Origin of the sequence: Acinetobacter sp. S40, assembly GCF_016624705.1 — a bacterium.
In the GTDB taxonomy this organism is placed as follows: domain Bacteria; phylum Pseudomonadota; class Gammaproteobacteria; order Pseudomonadales; family Moraxellaceae; genus Acinetobacter.
Genome location: NZ_JACVTU010000002.1, coordinates 113,026 through 129,503, shown reverse-complemented (window position 1 = coordinate 129,503; position 16,478 = coordinate 113,026). Strand labels below are relative to the sequence as shown.

The 16,478-nt window shown below is 40.3% G+C and carries 20 protein-coding genes and 1 pseudogene; 18 read left to right on the top strand and 3 right to left on the bottom strand.

All coding sequences use genetic code 11. The features are described from left to right. Positions 1 to 25: 25 nt before the first annotated feature. The 13 genes from IAE19_RS03205 to IAE19_RS03145 all read left to right on the top strand — a co-directional run bounded on the left by IAE19_RS03205 (position 26) and on the right by IAE19_RS03145 (position 8,928). Positions 26 to 1,423 (top strand): DUF4055 domain-containing protein, encoded by a 1,398-nt coding sequence (locus IAE19_RS03205; protein WP_200459498.1) that lies wholly within the window; start codon positions 26 to 28, stop codon positions 1,421 to 1,423. Then, positions 1,392 to 2,453 carry a minor capsid protein gene (locus IAE19_RS03200; RefSeq protein WP_200459497.1) on the top strand — a complete coding sequence of 354 codons (1,062 nt, stop codon included), beginning with the start codon at positions 1,392 to 1,394 and terminating at the stop codon, positions 2,451 to 2,453. The genes IAE19_RS03205 and IAE19_RS03200 overlap by 32 nt, the downstream gene beginning before the upstream one ends. 101 nt (positions 2,454 to 2,554) lie before the next feature. Further along, positions 2,555 to 3,226, top strand: a complete 672-nt coding sequence (locus IAE19_RS03195; RefSeq protein WP_200459496.1) for a hypothetical protein — start codon at positions 2,555 to 2,557, stop codon at positions 3,224 to 3,226. Between the two features lie 106 nt (positions 3,227 to 3,332). Beyond that, positions 3,333 to 4,064, top strand: coding sequence for a hypothetical protein (locus IAE19_RS03190; RefSeq protein ID WP_200459495.1), 732 nt, complete (start codon positions 3,333 to 3,335; stop codon positions 4,062 to 4,064). Between the two features lie 2 nt (positions 4,065 to 4,066). Further along, positions 4,067 to 5,038 (top strand): major capsid protein, encoded by a 972-nt coding sequence (locus IAE19_RS03185; RefSeq protein ID WP_200459494.1) that lies wholly within the window; start codon positions 4,067 to 4,069, stop codon positions 5,036 to 5,038. A gap of 42 nt (positions 5,039 to 5,080) precedes the next feature. Then, complete coding sequence (locus tag IAE19_RS03180; RefSeq protein ID WP_200459493.1) at positions 5,081 to 5,515, top strand: hypothetical protein; 435 nt, start codon at positions 5,081 to 5,083, stop codon at positions 5,513 to 5,515. 3 nt (positions 5,516 to 5,518) lie between these two features. Next, a complete protein-coding gene (locus IAE19_RS03175; RefSeq protein WP_200459492.1) occupies positions 5,519 to 5,899 on the top strand; it encodes a hypothetical protein in 381 nt (126 codons plus the stop codon). 2 nt (positions 5,900 to 5,901) lie between these two features. Next, positions 5,902 to 6,270, top strand: a complete 369-nt coding sequence (locus tag IAE19_RS03170) for a glutamate 5-kinase (protein WP_200459491.1) — start codon at positions 5,902 to 5,904, stop codon at positions 6,268 to 6,270. Further along, complete coding sequence (locus IAE19_RS03165; RefSeq protein ID WP_200459843.1) at positions 6,270 to 6,674, top strand: hypothetical protein; 405 nt, start codon at positions 6,270 to 6,272, stop codon at positions 6,672 to 6,674. The genes IAE19_RS03170 and IAE19_RS03165 overlap by 1 nt, the downstream gene beginning before the upstream one ends. Next, positions 6,649 to 7,029, top strand: a complete 381-nt coding sequence (locus tag IAE19_RS03160; protein ID WP_200459490.1) for a hypothetical protein — start codon at positions 6,649 to 6,651, stop codon at positions 7,027 to 7,029. Before IAE19_RS03165 ends, IAE19_RS03160 begins: the two co-directional genes overlap by 26 nt. 1 nt (position 7,030) lies before the next feature. Next, positions 7,031 to 7,429 (top strand): phage tail terminator-like protein, encoded by a 399-nt coding sequence (locus tag IAE19_RS03155; protein ID WP_200459489.1) that lies wholly within the window; start codon positions 7,031 to 7,033, stop codon positions 7,427 to 7,429. A 69-nt stretch (positions 7,430 to 7,498) separates the two neighbouring features. Further along, a complete protein-coding gene (locus IAE19_RS03150) occupies positions 7,499 to 8,419 on the top strand; it encodes a phage tail tube protein (protein ID WP_200459488.1) in 921 nt (306 codons plus the stop codon). A gap of 14 nt (positions 8,420 to 8,433) precedes the next feature. Beyond that, a complete protein-coding gene (locus tag IAE19_RS03145; protein WP_200459487.1) occupies positions 8,434 to 8,928 on the top strand; it encodes a hypothetical protein in 495 nt (164 codons plus the stop codon). 275 nt (positions 8,929 to 9,203) lie between these two features. On the opposite strand, the gene IAE19_RS03140 is transcribed toward IAE19_RS03145, so the two are convergent. Together IAE19_RS03140 and IAE19_RS03135 are read right to left on the bottom strand one after the other, a co-directional pair. Next, positions 9,204 to 9,488, bottom strand: a complete 285-nt coding sequence (locus IAE19_RS03140) for a HigA family addiction module antitoxin (protein ID WP_200459486.1) — start codon at positions 9,486 to 9,488, stop codon at positions 9,204 to 9,206. A 29-nt stretch (positions 9,489 to 9,517) separates the two neighbouring features. Continuing rightward, positions 9,518 to 9,799 (bottom strand): type II toxin-antitoxin system RelE/ParE family toxin, encoded by a 282-nt coding sequence (locus IAE19_RS03135; protein ID WP_200459485.1) that lies wholly within the window; start codon positions 9,797 to 9,799, stop codon positions 9,518 to 9,520. Positions 9,800 to 9,911: 112 nt separating this feature from the next. On the opposite strand from IAE19_RS03135, the gene IAE19_RS03130 reads away from it, so the two are divergent. Further along, positions 9,912 to 10,202: a hypothetical protein gene (locus tag IAE19_RS03130; protein ID WP_200459484.1), complete on the top strand. Its 291-nt coding sequence runs from the start codon at positions 9,912 to 9,914 to the stop codon at positions 10,200 to 10,202. Between the two features lie 949 nt (positions 10,203 to 11,151). Here IAE19_RS03130 and IAE19_RS03125 read toward each other — a convergent pair. After that, positions 11,152 to 12,002 (bottom strand): annotated as a pseudogene (locus IAE19_RS03125) (ORF6N domain-containing protein). 142 nt (positions 12,003 to 12,144) lie between these two features. Between IAE19_RS03125 and IAE19_RS03120 the strand changes: the two are divergent. The 4 genes from IAE19_RS03120 to IAE19_RS03105 all read left to right on the top strand — a co-directional run bounded on the left by IAE19_RS03120 (position 12,145) and on the right by IAE19_RS03105 (position 16,477). Beyond that, positions 12,145 to 12,480, top strand: coding sequence for a hypothetical protein (locus IAE19_RS03120; protein WP_200459483.1), 336 nt, complete (start codon positions 12,145 to 12,147; stop codon positions 12,478 to 12,480). Positions 12,481 to 12,750: 270 nt separating this feature from the next. Beyond that, the gene (locus IAE19_RS03115; protein WP_200459482.1) at positions 12,751 to 13,113 is read left to right on the top strand and encodes a DUF4236 domain-containing protein; all 363 of its coding nucleotides are present in this window, start codon (positions 12,751 to 12,753) and stop codon (positions 13,111 to 13,113) included. A 56-nt stretch (positions 13,114 to 13,169) separates the two neighbouring features. Further along, on the top strand, positions 13,170 to 13,694 hold the full coding sequence (locus IAE19_RS03110) for a hypothetical protein (RefSeq protein WP_200459481.1): 525 nt from the start codon (positions 13,170 to 13,172) through the stop codon (positions 13,692 to 13,694). A 65-nt stretch (positions 13,695 to 13,759) separates the two neighbouring features. Continuing rightward, positions 13,760 to 16,477 carry a hypothetical protein gene (locus tag IAE19_RS03105; protein WP_227612182.1) on the top strand — a complete coding sequence of 906 codons (2,718 nt, stop codon included), beginning with the start codon at positions 13,760 to 13,762 and terminating at the stop codon, positions 16,475 to 16,477. Position 16,478: the final 1 nt, after the last annotated feature.

Sequence of the window (16,478 nt, the reverse complement as noted above, 5' to 3'; positions counted from 1 at the left end):
CAATACACGTTAATAGGTATTTTATATGGCAGTTACCGATCAACATCCGCAGTACATTGCGGCAAAACCACGCTGGCAAATCATGCAGGATGCTGTTGCTGGTGAGGAGGAAATTAAACAAGCGACAACTAAGTATCTGCCAAAAACAGCAGGAATGATTGAAGCCGAAAAACAGGGTGATTCCACTGGTCAAATTTACAAAGGTTATATTACACGGGCACAATATCCATTATGGGTTCAGGATGCTTTACGAACCATGATTGGTTTAGTGTCAAAGCTAAATCCTGAAATCAAAATCGAAAGCAATCTAATGAAGTGCTTGCTTGAGAATGCGACAAATGATGGGTTTGATCTTAAGCAGTTGTTCATCCGTATGGTTTTGGAACTTCTGACAAATGGACGTTGTGGCCTACTTGTTGATGTGGATGGTCAAGGTAAACCTTATCTTGCCCTATACGATGCACTTTCAATTATTAATTGGAAAGAAACTAATGTGGGTGGTCGTAAAGACTTAAGTTTAGTTGTTTTGGAAGAGCAGCACGACAACAGTGAAGATAAGTTTGGGCACAATACCAAAACAGTTCAACGAGTGCTTTCGTTGGATGATGGTCACTTATCTGTTGAGCTTTATACGGGCAATTCAACAGAGGATAAGACGCCTAGTTTGGGCGGTAAACACCTTGAATTCACGCCATTTATATTTTGTGGAACGATAGATAACTCCCCGAATGTCGGAACAGTTCCTCTTTTAACCATGGCTAAAGCCGCATTGAAGTATTACCAACTTTCCGCAGATTATTTTCAGTCGCTCCATCACACAGCGCATCCTCAACCTTGGATATCTGGTCTTGATGATACTACTGATATTAGTGTGACTGGTGTAATGGCTGCATGGTTATTGCCCCGAGAGTCTCAATGTGGGTATCTTGAAATTGAGGGGAATGGGATTGAAAAAACCAAACTTGAGATGGATGCGCAAAAGAGCTCTGCATTAGAGGCTGGATCAAAAGTAATTGATAACAATGCTCAAGAATCAGGTGAGGCAAGACGAGCAAGACAAGATGATCAGCATGCGAGTCTATACAGTATCGTGATGTGTGCTGCTGAGGCCATAGAGCAGGCGATCAAATATGCTGCTTTATGGCTAAAGCTTAATCCAGATAGCTACACGTTTTCGGTTAAACCTGAATTTTCGAGCGATAGTGTCGATCCTACAATTCTTAAGCAACTTTATGATGGTGCGATTTCTGGAAAAAATTCTACCCAAACTTACTGGGAGTATATGGCGACAGGAAAACTACCAGAGCGCACGTATGAAGAAGAAATGGAATTGGTGGAGTCTGAACAAGTGAATCAGCCTATGCCAGCATACAATATGAGTGGTGCAAATAATGAACGAAATGACACAACAGGAACTGTTTGATAATTTGGTTCAACATCAGGCGTATTTGTATCGACTGTCATCTAGTGAGATTGCAAGCCTAGTGGGGCAGTTCAATGTTCTATCGAATGAAATGTTGAGTCGGTTACGTGATTTGCTGGATGATTTATCTGATGCTGAAAAAGCAGCACTGATGGCAGGGCAATACACTACACCAATGCTTAAAGAAATTCGATCAAGCATTCAGGCATGGCAGTCTTCAATTCTTACGACGTTGCCTGAGGCATTTACTGCTTCAGCAACCGCTTTGGCGGTACATGAGGCGGTGTTTCAGGCTAAAACATTGGCTAAGAAGATCAAGACGCCAAACACCAAGACGCTTTACAGCACAATCAAGAAACAACCCATGTCGGGTGGTGTATTGCTTGATTATTTATTCGATAAGATCGCTGATGATGCAAAGCTTCGAGTTGAGCAAGTCATTCGTGATGGGTTATCTCAAAATCAAACAAATCAGCAGATAGTAGGACGTATTAAAGGCAAGAAAGCTCTTAACTATCAAGATGGAATACTTGAACAATCCAGATCGAGTATTTCTACGGTTGTGAGGACTGCACGAAGTCATGTTTCTAATCAAGCGATGCTTGATACATATAAGGCCCTTGATGTTGATTATGTAAAGTTTGTGGCGACATTGGATAGCAGAACAAGCAAACAGTGCGCAAGCCTTGATGGTATGGTTTATAAAGCAGATGAGCCTCATCCGGTACCGCCATTACATCCTAATTGCCGCTCTATTATTATTCCAGTGACAAATAAAGAGGGTAAAACCATTGGTAAGCGCCCATCGAATAGTAAAGTCGGTGATTCAGGCGAAATTACTACGATTGACAGCAATGTTAAATTTGCTAAATGGTTTGGAGAGCAGTCAGCAACTTTTCAAAGGAACTGGTTAGGTCCTAAACGGTATGAATTGTTCAAGAATGGTCAATATTCAATAGATAAGTTTGTTGATCCATTGTCGGGACAGTCTTTTACATTAGCTGAACTTAAGTTGTTAGACTTTCAATGACTTGGGTCTACTAAATGATATAATGTTAAATAATGTATCTAGTGTGTAATCTGATGTATAAGCATTTAACCCTATTCTTATGTCTAATATTTGTTTCTGGGATGTCTTTATCAGATGTTTCTGTGCGAGGTTATTATCGGAGTAACGGAACGTATGTTAAACCACATATGAGATCAAATCCTGATGGTAATTTTAACAATAATTGGAGCACTTTGGGTAATGTAAACCCTTATACAGGAAACCCGGGAACCAAAACCCATCCTAACTATCAGACCAATGGAAGCTATGCTTATGCTAAAAACTACTCAACAGAAAGCAAAAGTTATAGTAAACCTTTAGTATCATCAAGCACGAGCAATTATAAAAACTCAGGCTATACAAATTCAACTGCAAGTTATGAATCTACAGGGTTAAACTTAAGTGCGAATAAGTCAAACAATTGGATATTCTTTTCAAAGACTACTAACGATGCAATGTATATCAATAACATCAAAAGAGAGGTTTATGGTGATGGTTTACCAGTAGTATCTATTATGTTTACTGGTGTAATTAAAAAAAATGGACGATTAACATGGCTGGGCAGGAGATATGTGAAGCTGAAAGTAAATTGTTCCAATAAAAATGTCGCACTCATCGCTGATGCTGTAGTGAATTCGAATGGTCGAGTTGTAAAGAATATCGTTCGTAGAGAAGATTTTAAATTCAAATGGGTACCAATCAGCAAGATCGCAGATCAAGATAAATTCTTATCAACCACTAAAATCTGCAGTTAATTTTGAATACAACAAGGCCGCCTTATTAGGCGGTTTTTTATTGCCTGAAGCATAGCCAAAGGCGCACACCATCAAATCCGCTAGGCGGTATCTCTAGGAGATTGAAATGTCAGAAGACAATAAAATTGATTTAGAAAACCCTGAAGTAAAAGCAGCGATTCAGAGCGCCGTTGATGAGGCTGTCAAAGGTCTTAAAGACAAAAATGCTGAGCTGATCAATGATAAAAAACAACTTAAAGATGAACTAGGTTCACTTAAGTCAAAGGTCGACGGATTGGACTTGGATGCGATTAAGGTATTGCTCGAAAAATCATCTCAGGATGAAGAATCTAAACTCATTGCCGAGGGCAAAATTGAAGAAGTGATTCAAAAGCGTACTGAAAAGATGCGTCAAGAGCATGAGAAACAAGTGAAGTCCGAAAAAGACCGAGCTGATAAGGCGGAAGATTATGCAAACAAATTCCGCCAATCTGTGATTCAGGGGCAAATTATTCAGGCAGCAGTCGAAGCGGGTGCTTTGAATGAAGCGAGTGCTGATATCGCATTCCTAGCTCAATCTCAATTCTCATTAGATGAAAACGGCAAGGCTGTGGCTATCGACTCTAATGGTGAGATTGTAATCGGTAAGGATGGAGCAACCCCCGTTCAGCCTAAAGAGTGGATTGAAAGCCTACGTGAAAATAAACCTTACTTCTGGCCTAAGGCTGATGGAATGGGGTCACCTGGTTCGGGGAAATCAATGAAAAAATGGTCTGACTACACAGAAGCAGAGCGAGCATCTTTAGCTCGAGAAAATCCAAACGCATTTCAACAGTTATTAAAATCTAAGGAAACATAATCATGGCCTCAACTCGTTTAACAGACATTTTTGTCGGCGATTATTACCAGACATTAAACCCAGTCAATTCTCCTGAACTGACTGCTGTATATCAATCTGGCATTGTTGTGAAAAACGATGCACTTAATGCGGTTGCCAATAATGGACAAGGCACTGCGACAGTCTCTTATTGGCAAGATTTGAATGCCGATGAGGCACCAAATATTTCTAATGATGATCCAGACGACCTTGGCGAAGTTGGAAAGGCTTCACAGGGATCTATGACAGCCCGAACACTTTACTTGAACAAAGGTTATGGTGTTGCTGACTTAACGGCAGAATTAGCCAATAGTGAGCCAATGCAGCATATTCGCAATCGCTTTGGCAAATATTGGGAGCGTCAATGGCAACGCTATTTATTAGGTGCTGCGCGTGGCGTCATTGCTTCAAATATTGCCAATGATGCAAGCGATATGGTTGTTGATGCAGGCGCAACGATTTCAGCTGGTGCTTTTCAAGATGCAGCTTTTACGGCCGGTGACGCTGCTGGACAATTCACTGCAATGGGCGTCCATTCGGTAGTAATGAAGCAAATGGTTAAGCAGGACTTGATTGAATACATCCGTGATAGTCAGGGCAATATCATCCTTCAAACCTATTTGGGCAAACCAATCTTCATGGATGATGGCTTGAAATATGGAGCCAACCAGTACCTATCACTTTTCTTTGGTGAAGGGGCATTTGGTTATGGTGAGGGTACGCCAGCAGTTCCATCTGAGCTTGAGCGTAAGCCTTCTGGCGGTAATGGTGGGGGCGCAGAAGTGCTGTGGGAGCGCAAGACCTATATTCTTCATCCTGCAGGATTTTCTTGGAAGGGCAATACCAGCCCTAATACATCACCAACAGCAGCTCAATATGCAACAGCGGAAAATTGGGAGCGCGTGTTTGATCGTAAACAAGTTCCGTTCGCTGCTGTTATTTCTGGCACACCTTAACAAGCTGGGCGACTTCGGTCGCCTTTATTTTTGGAGAAGAATGTGAAAGTTATTTATACAAATAATATTCCTGAAAAGCGTGCTCAAGATGTTTGCTACCGGACTGAGTTTATCAATGTCATTGATAGTGCGACTAGCGTGGATGTTGATGATGACTTCCCTAATGCACAAGCGATTCGTGATGCTTATTCGCATCTGAGTGGATCTGCTAATCAGGATATTACAGACAACTCACTCGTTCCAGTAGAACAGTTTGATGCAATTGCAGAAAAATTGGCAAAAGCTGAGGATGAGCTAGCTACAACCAAAGGCGAGTTCATTGCTTTTCAGAACGATGTAGAAGCGATGCAAAAGCGTATTACCGAACTGGAATCTGCTAAGGGTAATCTCGATGAACAGACTGATAAACCCAGTGATCAAACTGAAACTGCAGAAAAACCAAAACGTGCCACCAAACCAAAACAAGAAGGCGAATAACCCATGAGCTTTATCACTGAACAAGAAGCATCTGACAATGTGGAGGGCTTTAGTGCTTTATCGATCAGTGATAAGGCTCAATACCTTCAAATGTCAGAGGCGTATTTAATAGCACGCAATGTTAAACCTTATGATGATGTTACCAAAGTTCCTCAGCCACTTAAAATAGCCTCTTACCAGATCATTAAGGGAATTATTGAGGGTGAGATCTACCAGGGGCAAGAACAAGCATTAAAGCGCAAGAAGGTTAAGGCCGATACCGTTGAGACTGAAAAGGAATATCAGGATGGATCAGTAAAACTTAGTGCGGTTGAGGAACTTATTCTTGATTTGATCAAACCATACGCCAAACGCACTTCTGTTCAGTTTCTAAAAAGGATTTGAATATGGGTATACGTGATGAGATTCAGGCAGAGATTGCCGAGGCATTCAATGAGGATCTGGCCGACGCCGTCCACTCATTCATTTGTGAACGAATTACCAAATCAAACTGGGATCCAAAAACAGAAACTTATATTGAGTCGAAAGAAGTTTATACGGGGCGGGGTGTATTATTCGGCTCTTACAATCAATATGAAGTCCAGACATTGGGAGTGCTGGCTACCGATAAAAAGGCCACTGTATTACAGAATGAAGTAACCATGGTGCCCAAGATTGATGATTCATGGACAACAGGACAGGGGCTGTACCGGGTTATGAATATTCAACAAGACCCGGCGGGAGCGATTTGGAAATGCCAGTTGAGGAAGGTGTGATGATCAGTAATGACTATGTGCCAGAGTGGCATACATCACCATTTCAGCATGTTCAATACACACTTGCCCGTAATCAGATTCACATGGATCTGCTATTTGATGACATGCAAGAGGCGGATCAGTTCCTCTCAATCGAAGGTGCAGCTGCTCAAGTTGATTATTATCAACGAGGGGCCTATGCGGTTGTTCAATTGGGCGATACTTCAGAACGAGATGTTATTGAAGTTTATGGGCTGCTTTTACATGAAGCGGTGCACGTCTGGCAGCGAATTAGAGGATTGATGGGTGAACGTGAGCCGAGTAGTGAATTTGAAGCCTATTCAATTCAAGCAATCGCCCAAGATCTTTTTGAGATGTATGGGGCAAGTGAGGTGAAGGATGTCATGGGAAAACAAACCAACTGAATTTATCAAAGTCATTGAAAAAGACCTGACTCAAACCCAGAAAAAGATCGTTGGTGATACGCTCCAGGGTGTGGTGATGGCAAGTCCAGTTGATACAGGGGCATTCCGTGGTAATCATCGTGTTTCGATTGGATCGATAGATAGTTCCGCAATTACGAGCGAAAAGGATAAAGGGGGTTCGGGCACGATCTCCAAGGGCCTACAAACTCTAATCGCTCTTAAGCCATATCAGACTGTATTTATCTCCAATTCGCTTCCTTATGGCTTGCGATTGGAAAATGGATGGTCTGGTCAGGCGCCACAGGGTATTTACGGAACAACATTCACATACATTATCCAAAAATACGGTGGTTAATATGGCTATGACTCTTGAACAGGCTCGGCAGGCCATTATTGATCGGATGCAAAGCTTTGATGGCATCGCACAGGAGCGGATCCATTACCCTAATGCGCCTGATTTTAAGGTGCCTGATTCTGGATTGTGGTGCAGACTCAGTATTCTTGGTGGACCAAGCTTTATCGCTGGTCTTGCAGATCGGCCCCAAACGCGCCGTACAGGGAATATCATGATTCAATGTTTTGCTAGGCCTAATACTGGTGAAAAAGCGATTGCTGAATTAAGTGATAAGTTACTTGCACATTTTGAATATTTTTCTTATCAGCATTTGGAGTGCTTGCAAGGGCAATGTATCTATATAGGTGAAGACAGTGATTTCATTCAATACAACATTTCAATAAGCTATCGCGTCAATTAGCGATTTTAACTTTTAAACAAACCTGTCTTTAGAGGCAGGTTTTTTATTGCCAAAATTAAGGAGTAAGCCATGTCGAGTGGTGCAAAAATCCGCCTCTATTATGCAGAGGAACAAACCCCTGAAGTATTGCCAACAACGCCTGTATGGAAAACAGTACGACGTGTAAATGATGGTTTAACTGAGAATGTGACCACTGAAACTTCTAATAGCGTTACTGATACCCGCTTCCGCCAAGGTGGTATGGCAACTGAAGCTGAAATCACAGGTTCCTTAGAAGTTGAATTGTCCGTTGGTCTCTTCGACGACTTCTGGTCAGCAGTTGCAATGAATAACTGGGCCAGTGATGTCCTTAACTTTGGTGGCGATGTTCGTAAGACATTCACCTTTGTCAAAGTTTATTCCGATATTAACCAGGTCTTTATTTATCGTGGTGTACGTATCAACGAAGCGACAATGTCCATTGCTACTACAGGGAAAATCACTGCCACTTTTGGCCTAATGGGTACGTTATTTGAACGAACAACAACTAACCCTGTCGTGAATCCTGTGGCAGTGCCAGATGATATTTTAGTTTCCGCTCTCAATGTTGGTGACTTAACTGTAAATGGTGAAACGGTAGTTGGTACTGCTTGTATGCAATCGCTTGAACTCACAATCAACAACAACATGGAGGCGATCCGTTGTATTGGCTCTCAGAAGCTCACAGCAACGACTTATCTTGAAAAGATTGTAGATATTACCCTGAACACTCAATACATGTTCTCGGCGCAATCTGCAGGATATATCGACTACATCAAGTCGCGTGACACGATGCCTATTAACTTCTCAATTGAAGATAAAGACGGCAATGGTTATGCCTTTGAGTTCCCTCAGTTAGAAGTGGCAGAAGCCAATCATCCTGATGCGGGCGGTGAAGATACTGTCACAGTCGACATCAACTACAACCATATTCGTGTTTCGCCAATTATTACTCGTGTTTTAGCGCCTTAATAGAGAGAAAATACATGGCTTTTGATATTGTTGAAAAGAACAAAGACATCACTTTCCCTTTTGAATGGGTTGATTTTCCTAGTGGTGGGAAATTTAAAGTGAATGGGATTATGCAGCCAGAGTTTCAAAGAGCTTTAGAAATCTTTAACCAGGAGACGGCAGAAGAAGCTGCTGATCTTAATTTAATCTCGAATGACCGAATCGAAAACCGAAATGATAAATTTGCATACGCAGTTGGTGTCTTTCTGGTGAATGATTGGAAGGGTATAGAGTTAAGTGATGCCTCTGTACTAGAGTACACCCGTGAGAATGTAGAAAAGATCTTCTGCAAGTCTGCTCAAAAGACGCAATTGATTGACTTTGTGATTCAAGAGGCTACACGCATTCAAACCGAATCATTAAAGGCTGCTAATGTGTTACTGGGAAAGTCACAACCCTCTACAACTACGCCAATAAGTTCGCGGGCCTCACGGACCACGAAAAAAGGCAAAGAGAAGCGCTCGGTGTAAAATTGCCTGAGTCTCCTGACTATTCATATACCGCAAGCGCAATTCTTTCAGCCTACAACATCATTGCTCGTTCTAGACGATACGAGCAGGGTGTTCCATTGGCGATAGATATAGCTGCGATCAATTCTTACGTGGTGCAGTACGACTTACCGGTTGAACGATTCATCTTTAATGACTGTATCTTTACGCTGGATAACTTGTTCTTGGATGAGGCGCATAAAAAATGCAAATAAGGTGTAGATATAAAAGGAGCATTTAATATGCTCCTTTATTCATTATGCCATTGCTGGTGTTAAATGCTGAATGGTGGGTCTTTTAGTTTGACTAGCAATCCAAAGATCATACTGCACTTGCAAGTTTAACCAGAATTCTGGTGAGGTGCTTAGGGCTTCAGAAAGACGAAGCGCCATATCGGCCGATATACCAGTATGGCCATTGAGGATGCGAGACAAGTTTGTACGAGTGACGCTCAATGCTTGTGCTGCGTTAGTAACCGAGATTCCTTCAAGGTATTCTTGAAGAATTTCACCAGGGTGTGGCGTATTAAACATAACTTTCATACTAAAGCACTCCTGCGCTTAAAGATAAGTTAGTGATAGTCTTGATAATCCACGATGTATGCATCGCCATCTTCAAATTTAAACGTTACACGCCAATTACCGTTTACAGTCAAAGACCATTGGCCTTGAAGGTTGCCTTTTAATTCATGTAAGCGCCAACTTGGTGGTGTCCTCAAGTCATAAACTGAGGTGGCAGCATTCAATGAGGCTAAAAGTAAACGTAATTTATTAGAGTGATCAGATTGGATACCAGCGGTTGAGCCATCTTCAAAGAAAGATTGCAGCCCTTTATGCTTGAAGCTCTTAATCAATTGCTCATCTCTATCCGTGTAGTGTGTAGTATCAATATACAGTTTTGAAGATATGTTTGCAATAGTAAATATACTATCCTAAGTTAACTTGAGAAAATAACAGGGCCAAAAGATGCTTGTTAATATTCTGATCATATTCACGATTTTTGCAGTTATTATCCTAGCTACAATCTTCATTATTATAAAAGTCAGTAAGATTCAGACTTCGGGTAGCAATCACAACAATAGTTCGCATCAATCTAATTCATTTGATGATCATCATTCGGGTCATGCCACACATCACCATTCAAACAATCATGATGGAAATGGCTCATTTGGTGGCGGTGGTGCATCAGGTTCTTGGAGTGATTCTTCGGGCGGATCAGATGGCGGTGGTAGTGATGGAGGGGGAAGTAGTGATTAAATACGCTATGTAGCATCATTGTCACCACCATATAATCTATTAAAATGGCATTAAATTTATTCAATCAGACAAAAGATAGGCTAACCTATCCTTTATTTCAATTTTAAGCTAACCTCATTAAGTCAACTTAATGGGGGTTTATTTTGCGAATAGATTCTTCGTCAACCTATTTTATTCCAGCTCTAATAATTGTCTGCATCATAATGTTTGTGTCAAATAAGTGTTCTTATTCAGAAGAAAACACCAAAAGAATTGAACCAATTCTAATGAATGATCCGCTAATCAAATCCGAATTTGGAAAAGTAACTGAGTACAGAATAAGAAAAGAAAGAGTGATATTTCAAAACAAACCATTAAAGAATGAACATAATTACCAACTTAAACTTTATGGTGCCAAGCAAAGCGGCTGGATTTGGTTGTATGTGAATGAGAATAAGGGCGAAGAAAATTACCCTTATAAGGTACGTATTAATTGAATTGTTGGTGTTGACTGAGATATTGAAACGACAAGCGCTGTCGTAATACTTCTGAGCGGTTAAATGTTATATTGATTTCTTGATAAAGTTGGAATTTAAAACAGAAAAGAGGTGAATATGCTTGAATGGATGGAGGGCCGACTAGTTCGAATAGGATATGCTTACAGTGAATTTCCAGTTCTGAAATGGCGAAGTATTTTTTTTATTTTCTTGGTTTTGATGGGAATTGTTTTGTACCAACCATTAATAGTCTACTTATATGAGTTTAATATTATGGGGGCTTATGTCTTTCAAGAAACGTTACAACAGAATGTTCAAGTGGTTATTTGGGGGCAAGCTATTGTTCCATTAGCAATTGCAATATGGGGGTACTTAGATGTTTCTACTTTATATGAGAAAAAGCATCTAAGGAGATATAAGTGCCTGCCAAAGTGGGTTAACTGAAATAAAGGAAAGCCCCGAAGGGCTTTTTTTTATTTGGAAAGATACCATTCCATTGTGTGTAATGGTTGACCTCCAAGCTTGTCATAATGTGTCAGACCGGAACCCCAAGCAAACCGGTTCAAAGCATTGGCTGATGTTGCCATCTCTTGAGCAATTCCCATAACTTGTGCAGCAAACTCACTCCTTAGATAGCTTAAGGCCGGGTAAAGATCATCTCTAACAAACTTGCCAAACTTTGGTGCATAGTACATCAGCGCTTGAACATCAGGATTTGTCCAATATTCGTTTCGATTTTGTTTATCTGCATTGCTATATAAAGCGATCAGATGATGAACATACTCAACTGCTACAGGTATTTGATCGTAAGGGATATATGCGATGTCATTTACTCCAAAGCGCTGATGAATCAATTTCCATGCATCACTTGAGTTGAGATGCTTGGTTTTGGCTACCAATAGCGCGTGGGCTTCATGTAATGGGGTGCGTTCGGATTTGTGGGTTTTAGCTAAAATTTCTTGGCAATGGAAATAGCAATCTTCCAGTTGTTCGAATACTTCCCATGCTTGATCGGTGTCAAGCATCTTGGCATGACGAGCTGCACCGCGTTCGTCCAGAGGATGAGAGAGCGAACTTTGTTTGAAATTGCAGGAAAATTTGCGAGTAGTTTTAAACTACTCACAAAATCTTTAAGTTCCTGACCTGTAATTTTAAAGAAATGCTTACCTTCAATAAAACGCTGCTTGTTCTCATGCTGATTCTGACGAATACGGACAGGCTCGGTACCATAAAAATTTGCTAACTGCTCTGTAGTTAATACAGGGATTGATTTGAAATTAACTACTGATAACTGTGCTTCATTGATTTGTGCTATATTGGGCATGTTGATTTTCCTTAGTCTGGGAATGATACAAAACCCTGTTTGATGTGAGAGTCGACAGGGTTGTTTGTTACTAGATTAGTAACATTGACATAAATTTATATTGATACTAATCTAGTGTCAATGTTTATTTTGAGCCCCTCTAATGTCTGAGAAAACACGTACACAGAATCAGGATGACTGGAAGCGTACGCAAATACGTATTCCATTGCCATTCTATGAAGAAATTGTTGAGTTCGCAGAACAGAAAAATGTTTCGATTAATCATGCCATGCTGGAATTGATGGATAGAGGTATTCATTCAGTAGAGGAGTGTGAGAATAAGGCAATTACTGGCGTTCAAATTAAGCATTTAGAGCTGTTAAATGAGTATAAAGATCTTCAAAACAGGACTCTAAAATATCAAGATGATTTGCTTGAATCAAAAAAAGAATTAATACGTTTATATAATCTACTTAATCAACACAATATTAATTACTGATTTTGAGCTAGTCATATCAATCTATTTTCTTAGATGTGACATATATTGTTCAATTTGCTAAATTACCCCTTTAATAGGGGTATTTTTATGAAAGAGATTATTTTAGCTTTAATGGTTGGATTGCTAACAATTTCTACAGCAGAAGCTGGTAAAGGTAGGCAGCCATGTTCAGGGAAGAAGGGCGGGATTAGTCATTGCCAAGGGAGCAAATTTGTTTGCAATGATGGCTCAATCAGTGCATCTAAGAAAGTTTGTTCAAGGTAGAGTGAAATGGGATTTAATTTCAGGAAGAGTATAAAAATAATGCCTGGTGTGAAACTAAATATAACGCATAAAGGTGTTGGTAGTGTTTCAGTTGGAAAAAATGGAGCTAGAGTCAGTGTAGGGAAAAAAGGTGTTCGAACTACAGCGGGACTACCCGGCACAGGTCTTTCCTACACAACGCACAGTCCCTATAAAAAGTCGAGAAAGGTAGATCAAGAGCCAAATTACCTATTAAATCAGGAACAGTCTCCTAAAGGACAAAGAGGAATTTTAGGTTCTATACTTTTATGGATAGGAATCCTTGTTTTCCCATTTCTTTTTGTTTGGTTCACTCTTCAAAAAAATATACAAACATTGAGAGAGTATTAGCATTTGGATGGTTGTTATTAGTTGTTTTCGCTATGATTTCTAAATAAGGCAATATGATGAAAAAGATAGTTTTTTTAGGTTTGACGATTTTATTGGGCGGATGCACACAAGCTCAAGTGGACAAAATGAGTGTGGCTAAGGTCGTAACAAGTGATTTTGATGGAAATCAGACAATCTCAAGCCAAACAATGCCTGCATATGTTAAAGAAGGTTGGAATTTAAAAGGCGTCTCATTTGGAGCTCATTGGGTTGCTTCCGAAAAGGGGTATGTAGCTTTTGATGTTGAATTTAACAATGCTACTACAAATTTAAATAAACTCTATCTGAATATCGATGGTGTTATTTCCGAACATGAAACTTTAGGGAAGATGACAAAATTTAGAAATAATGGTGCATACAATACAAGCACTAATAGTTTTATAGTTCCACTATCTGTAGCTAATAAAATATTAAACTCAAAGAATGTTAAGTTTAAGGTCACAACTTTGAGTGATGGAGCAAGAGAGGGCTACTTAATTGAAGGCGACAAAGTAACTCCAGCTGCAAAAAGCTTAACTAATGTTATTAAACAAGTGCAATAAATAGTTGTCGTATTAAGAACCCTGCAAATGCAGGGTTTTTTATTGCCTAGAATTTGGAGAATGAAATGCCTGAATCTGTAAGTCGCTTGGTTATTGTGGTCGACGCCAAAGATGGGAAAAAAGAAGTTGATGCTTTAGATAAATCTCTGTGTAATGCTGAAAAACAAGGCGATAAGACCGCAAAATCAATTAAGAATGTAGGTCAAGAAACAGGGAAAACTACTGATTTATTCTCGAAATTCAAGGAGCAGATTAACTCATCCTTAGGTAACACTCGCATTGGATCTGTTATTGGCGATGTCACTCAAAAGGTGACAGCATTAAGTGGGAGTGTAGGTGTCGCTACTGCAGGACTTGCAGGTTTAGCAGTTGGTGGTGCGGCAGTTGCATTTGTGGGACTTTCTGCTTTGGCAATCCAAACAGCAAAAGCTGATGCTGAAATGATAGTGTTGGCAAATCGTGCAAACACCAGCACTCAGAACTTCCAAATCCTTTCTCATGCTGCTGAACAATTGGGGATGTCGCAAGATGGCTTGGCGCAATCTTTAGCAGATGCTCAAGAAAAGCTAGGCGAATTTACAGCTAGTGGCGGTGGCGGTGAAGCAGCAGACTTCTTTGATGCTTTAAAAAATAATACCAAAATGACCGATGTTGAGATTCAAAAATTTGCGAAGACTTTGCAAGGAAAGGACGGTGTTGAAGCACTTCAATTAATGAAGGATAAACTTGATAGTGTTGGGGCATCTGCTCAAGAACAGAGATTTGTGTTTGAAAGCCTAGGCAATGATTTAGGCAATTTACTTCCATTGTTCGAAAATGGCGGGGCTTTACTTGATCGCTATGGTGAAGCCTTAACAGAAGCGGGCATTATCAAAAGCAAAGAAGCAATTGAACAGTCTAGACTTCTTGCAGCTCAAACAAAGTCTGTTCAAACACGTTTTGAAGGATTTAAGACACAATTAGCATCACAAATGATGCCTGTTTTAAACTCATTGCTAAGTAGTTTTCTACAAGGTGCCGAGGATGGTGGGCAATTTGGTTCAGTCATTCAGTCAGTAGGAACTATAGCCAAAGGCGTAGCAGTTGGAATTATTGGTTTAGCAAGCGCAATCCAAGTTGTAATTCGACTAATCCAAGGGTTTGTAGAGCAGGCGGCAAATGTTGGTGCTACTTACGCAAACGTAATGACTGCTGACGGTGTTGTTGCTAAAGGACAAGCATTGGTCAATGGCTTCAAAAATGGTTGGTCTATCGCCAGTGATACTGTAAATGATTCAGTAGCAACCATTAAAGGCTCTATGAAGTCTATGAATGATGTACTCGATGCATCAGTTCCTAAACTTGATAAACTTGGTCAACTGTACTACGACACAAGCGGTGCAATAGACAAAACCAACAACGGCCTTAAAACTAACGCAAAAGAAGCAAAAGATGCAGAGAATGCTGCCAAAAAGGTGGCTGAAGCCTCTAAAAAACATGCACAGGAACTTGAAAAAATAAGAGAAGAGCAACTTAAGATTCAATATGAATATTCTGATAAGTCTATACAGATTGAAATGGATTTACAGAAAGAAATTGAACGCCTTCAAAAGTATGGAATGACTCAGTTTGTGTCTGTGGCAATCCAGAAGGCTAATGATGCCAAGCTTATTAGTGATGCTCAGTTAGCTTATGATCTTTATTCTTTCAAGATGAATGAACAGGAAAAGCTTACAGCTCAAGCTCGTATAGACGCTTTAAAAATTAAAGCAAGCAGAGAGTATACAGAGGAGGAAAAAAGTTCACGCTTGAAAGCCTTAAAAGCTCATTATGACTACGACTTAGCTGAGTTTAAAAAGAATGAGCAAAGAAAAAGGGATGAAGCATGGGTAACTATTCAAGCTTTAAGTGGGGATTTAGAAGCTGCTCGTATTAATGCAATTTCAAAATCAAACCTAAGTCCACTTCTTCAATCCAGATTTGATTTAAATGCTCAGCAACAAAGCGGATACTCGCAAATAGGTGACAACTTAAGCAATGGCATCAATTCAATTAATAACAATGAATACTTAAGTGATCAGCAAAAGTATAGTGAGCGGTTGGCGCTTTTTGAGCAGTATTTAGCAGCTAGACAAGCTTTAAGCGAGCAATATTCCAAGGAAGACAAAGATCTAGAAGATCAAAATAATGCAGCCACTCTTGCTGGCTATAGTGCAATGTTTGGAATGATGGGTTCGCTACTTGATAACTTCGGTGCCAAGTCGAGTACAGCCTATAAGATTGCGTTTGCTTCACAAAAGGCTTTCGTATTAGCAAGTGCTTTGCTTAATGCGAAGGGCGCTGTTATGGCTGCTTGGAATGACCCAAGTAATACAACTATTTGGGGCAAGATGGCAGCAGCAGCAGCGGTGGTTGTGCAAACCAATGACCTTATGTCAGCTATTCAAGGTGTTGCTTTAAGTGGTTTTGCCACTGGCGGCTACACAGGCGATATGGGTCGTGGTGATGTTGCGGGTGTGGTTCATGGTCAGGAATATGTATTGAATGCCGCTGCTACTAAACGAGTCGGCGTGGATACATTGAATGCCATTAACTCAGGCGGTAGTTTGGAGAGAAAGGAGCCAAAAGTAATCATCAATAATTATGGTTCTGAAAAAGTTGAGACTTCAACTAATTCGGATGGTGATTTGATGGTGACAATTGGTAAGATAATGGATCAAAAAATTGATGCGGGTGTAGATCGAGGTATTCAGCGAAACCTGCGCCAAGGTTACCCATTAAGTAATGCAATTAAAGGAAGGTAAA

What these genes read in the sequence shown, in the direction of transcription:
- IAE19_RS03205 (WP_200459498.1), top strand. Translation starts at nt 26, where the DNA reads ATGGCAGTTACCGATCAACATCCGCAGTACATTGCGGCAAAACCACGC.
- IAE19_RS03200 (WP_200459497.1), top strand. Translation starts at nt 1,392, where the DNA reads ATGAACGAAATGACACAACAGGAACTGTTTGATAATTTGGTTCAACAT.
- IAE19_RS03195 (WP_200459496.1), top strand. Translation starts at nt 2,555, where the DNA reads ATGTCTTTATCAGATGTTTCTGTGCGAGGTTATTATCGGAGTAACGGA.
- IAE19_RS03190 (WP_200459495.1), top strand. Translation starts at nt 3,333, where the DNA reads ATGTCAGAAGACAATAAAATTGATTTAGAAAACCCTGAAGTAAAAGCA.
- IAE19_RS03185 (WP_200459494.1), top strand. Translation starts at nt 4,067, where the DNA reads ATGGCCTCAACTCGTTTAACAGACATTTTTGTCGGCGATTATTACCAG.
- IAE19_RS03175 (WP_200459492.1), top strand. Translation starts at nt 5,519, where the DNA reads ATGAGCTTTATCACTGAACAAGAAGCATCTGACAATGTGGAGGGCTTT.
- IAE19_RS03170 (WP_200459491.1), top strand. Translation starts at nt 5,902, where the DNA reads ATGGGTATACGTGATGAGATTCAGGCAGAGATTGCCGAGGCATTCAAT.
- IAE19_RS03165 (WP_200459843.1), top strand. Translation starts at nt 6,270, where the DNA reads ATGATCAGTAATGACTATGTGCCAGAGTGGCATACATCACCATTTCAG.
- IAE19_RS03160 (WP_200459490.1), top strand. Translation starts at nt 6,649, where the DNA reads ATGTCATGGGAAAACAAACCAACTGAATTTATCAAAGTCATTGAAAAA.
- IAE19_RS03155 (WP_200459489.1), top strand. Translation starts at nt 7,031, where the DNA reads ATGGCTATGACTCTTGAACAGGCTCGGCAGGCCATTATTGATCGGATG.
- IAE19_RS03150 (WP_200459488.1), top strand. Translation starts at nt 7,499, where the DNA reads ATGTCGAGTGGTGCAAAAATCCGCCTCTATTATGCAGAGGAACAAACC.
- IAE19_RS03145 (WP_200459487.1), top strand. Translation starts at nt 8,434, where the DNA reads ATGGCTTTTGATATTGTTGAAAAGAACAAAGACATCACTTTCCCTTTT.
- IAE19_RS03140 (WP_200459486.1), bottom strand. Translation starts at nt 9,488, where the DNA reads ATGAAAGTTATGTTTAATACGCCACACCCTGGTGAAATTCTTCAAGAA.
- IAE19_RS03130 (WP_200459484.1), top strand. Translation starts at nt 9,912, where the DNA reads ATGCTTGTTAATATTCTGATCATATTCACGATTTTTGCAGTTATTATC.
- IAE19_RS03120 (WP_200459483.1), top strand. Translation starts at nt 12,145, where the DNA reads ATGTCTGAGAAAACACGTACACAGAATCAGGATGACTGGAAGCGTACG.
- IAE19_RS03115 (WP_200459482.1), top strand. Translation starts at nt 12,751, where the DNA reads ATGGGATTTAATTTCAGGAAGAGTATAAAAATAATGCCTGGTGTGAAA.
- IAE19_RS03110 (WP_200459481.1), top strand. Translation starts at nt 13,170, where the DNA reads ATGAAAAAGATAGTTTTTTTAGGTTTGACGATTTTATTGGGCGGATGC.
- IAE19_RS03105 (WP_227612182.1), top strand. Translation starts at nt 13,760, where the DNA reads ATGCCTGAATCTGTAAGTCGCTTGGTTATTGTGGTCGACGCCAAAGAT.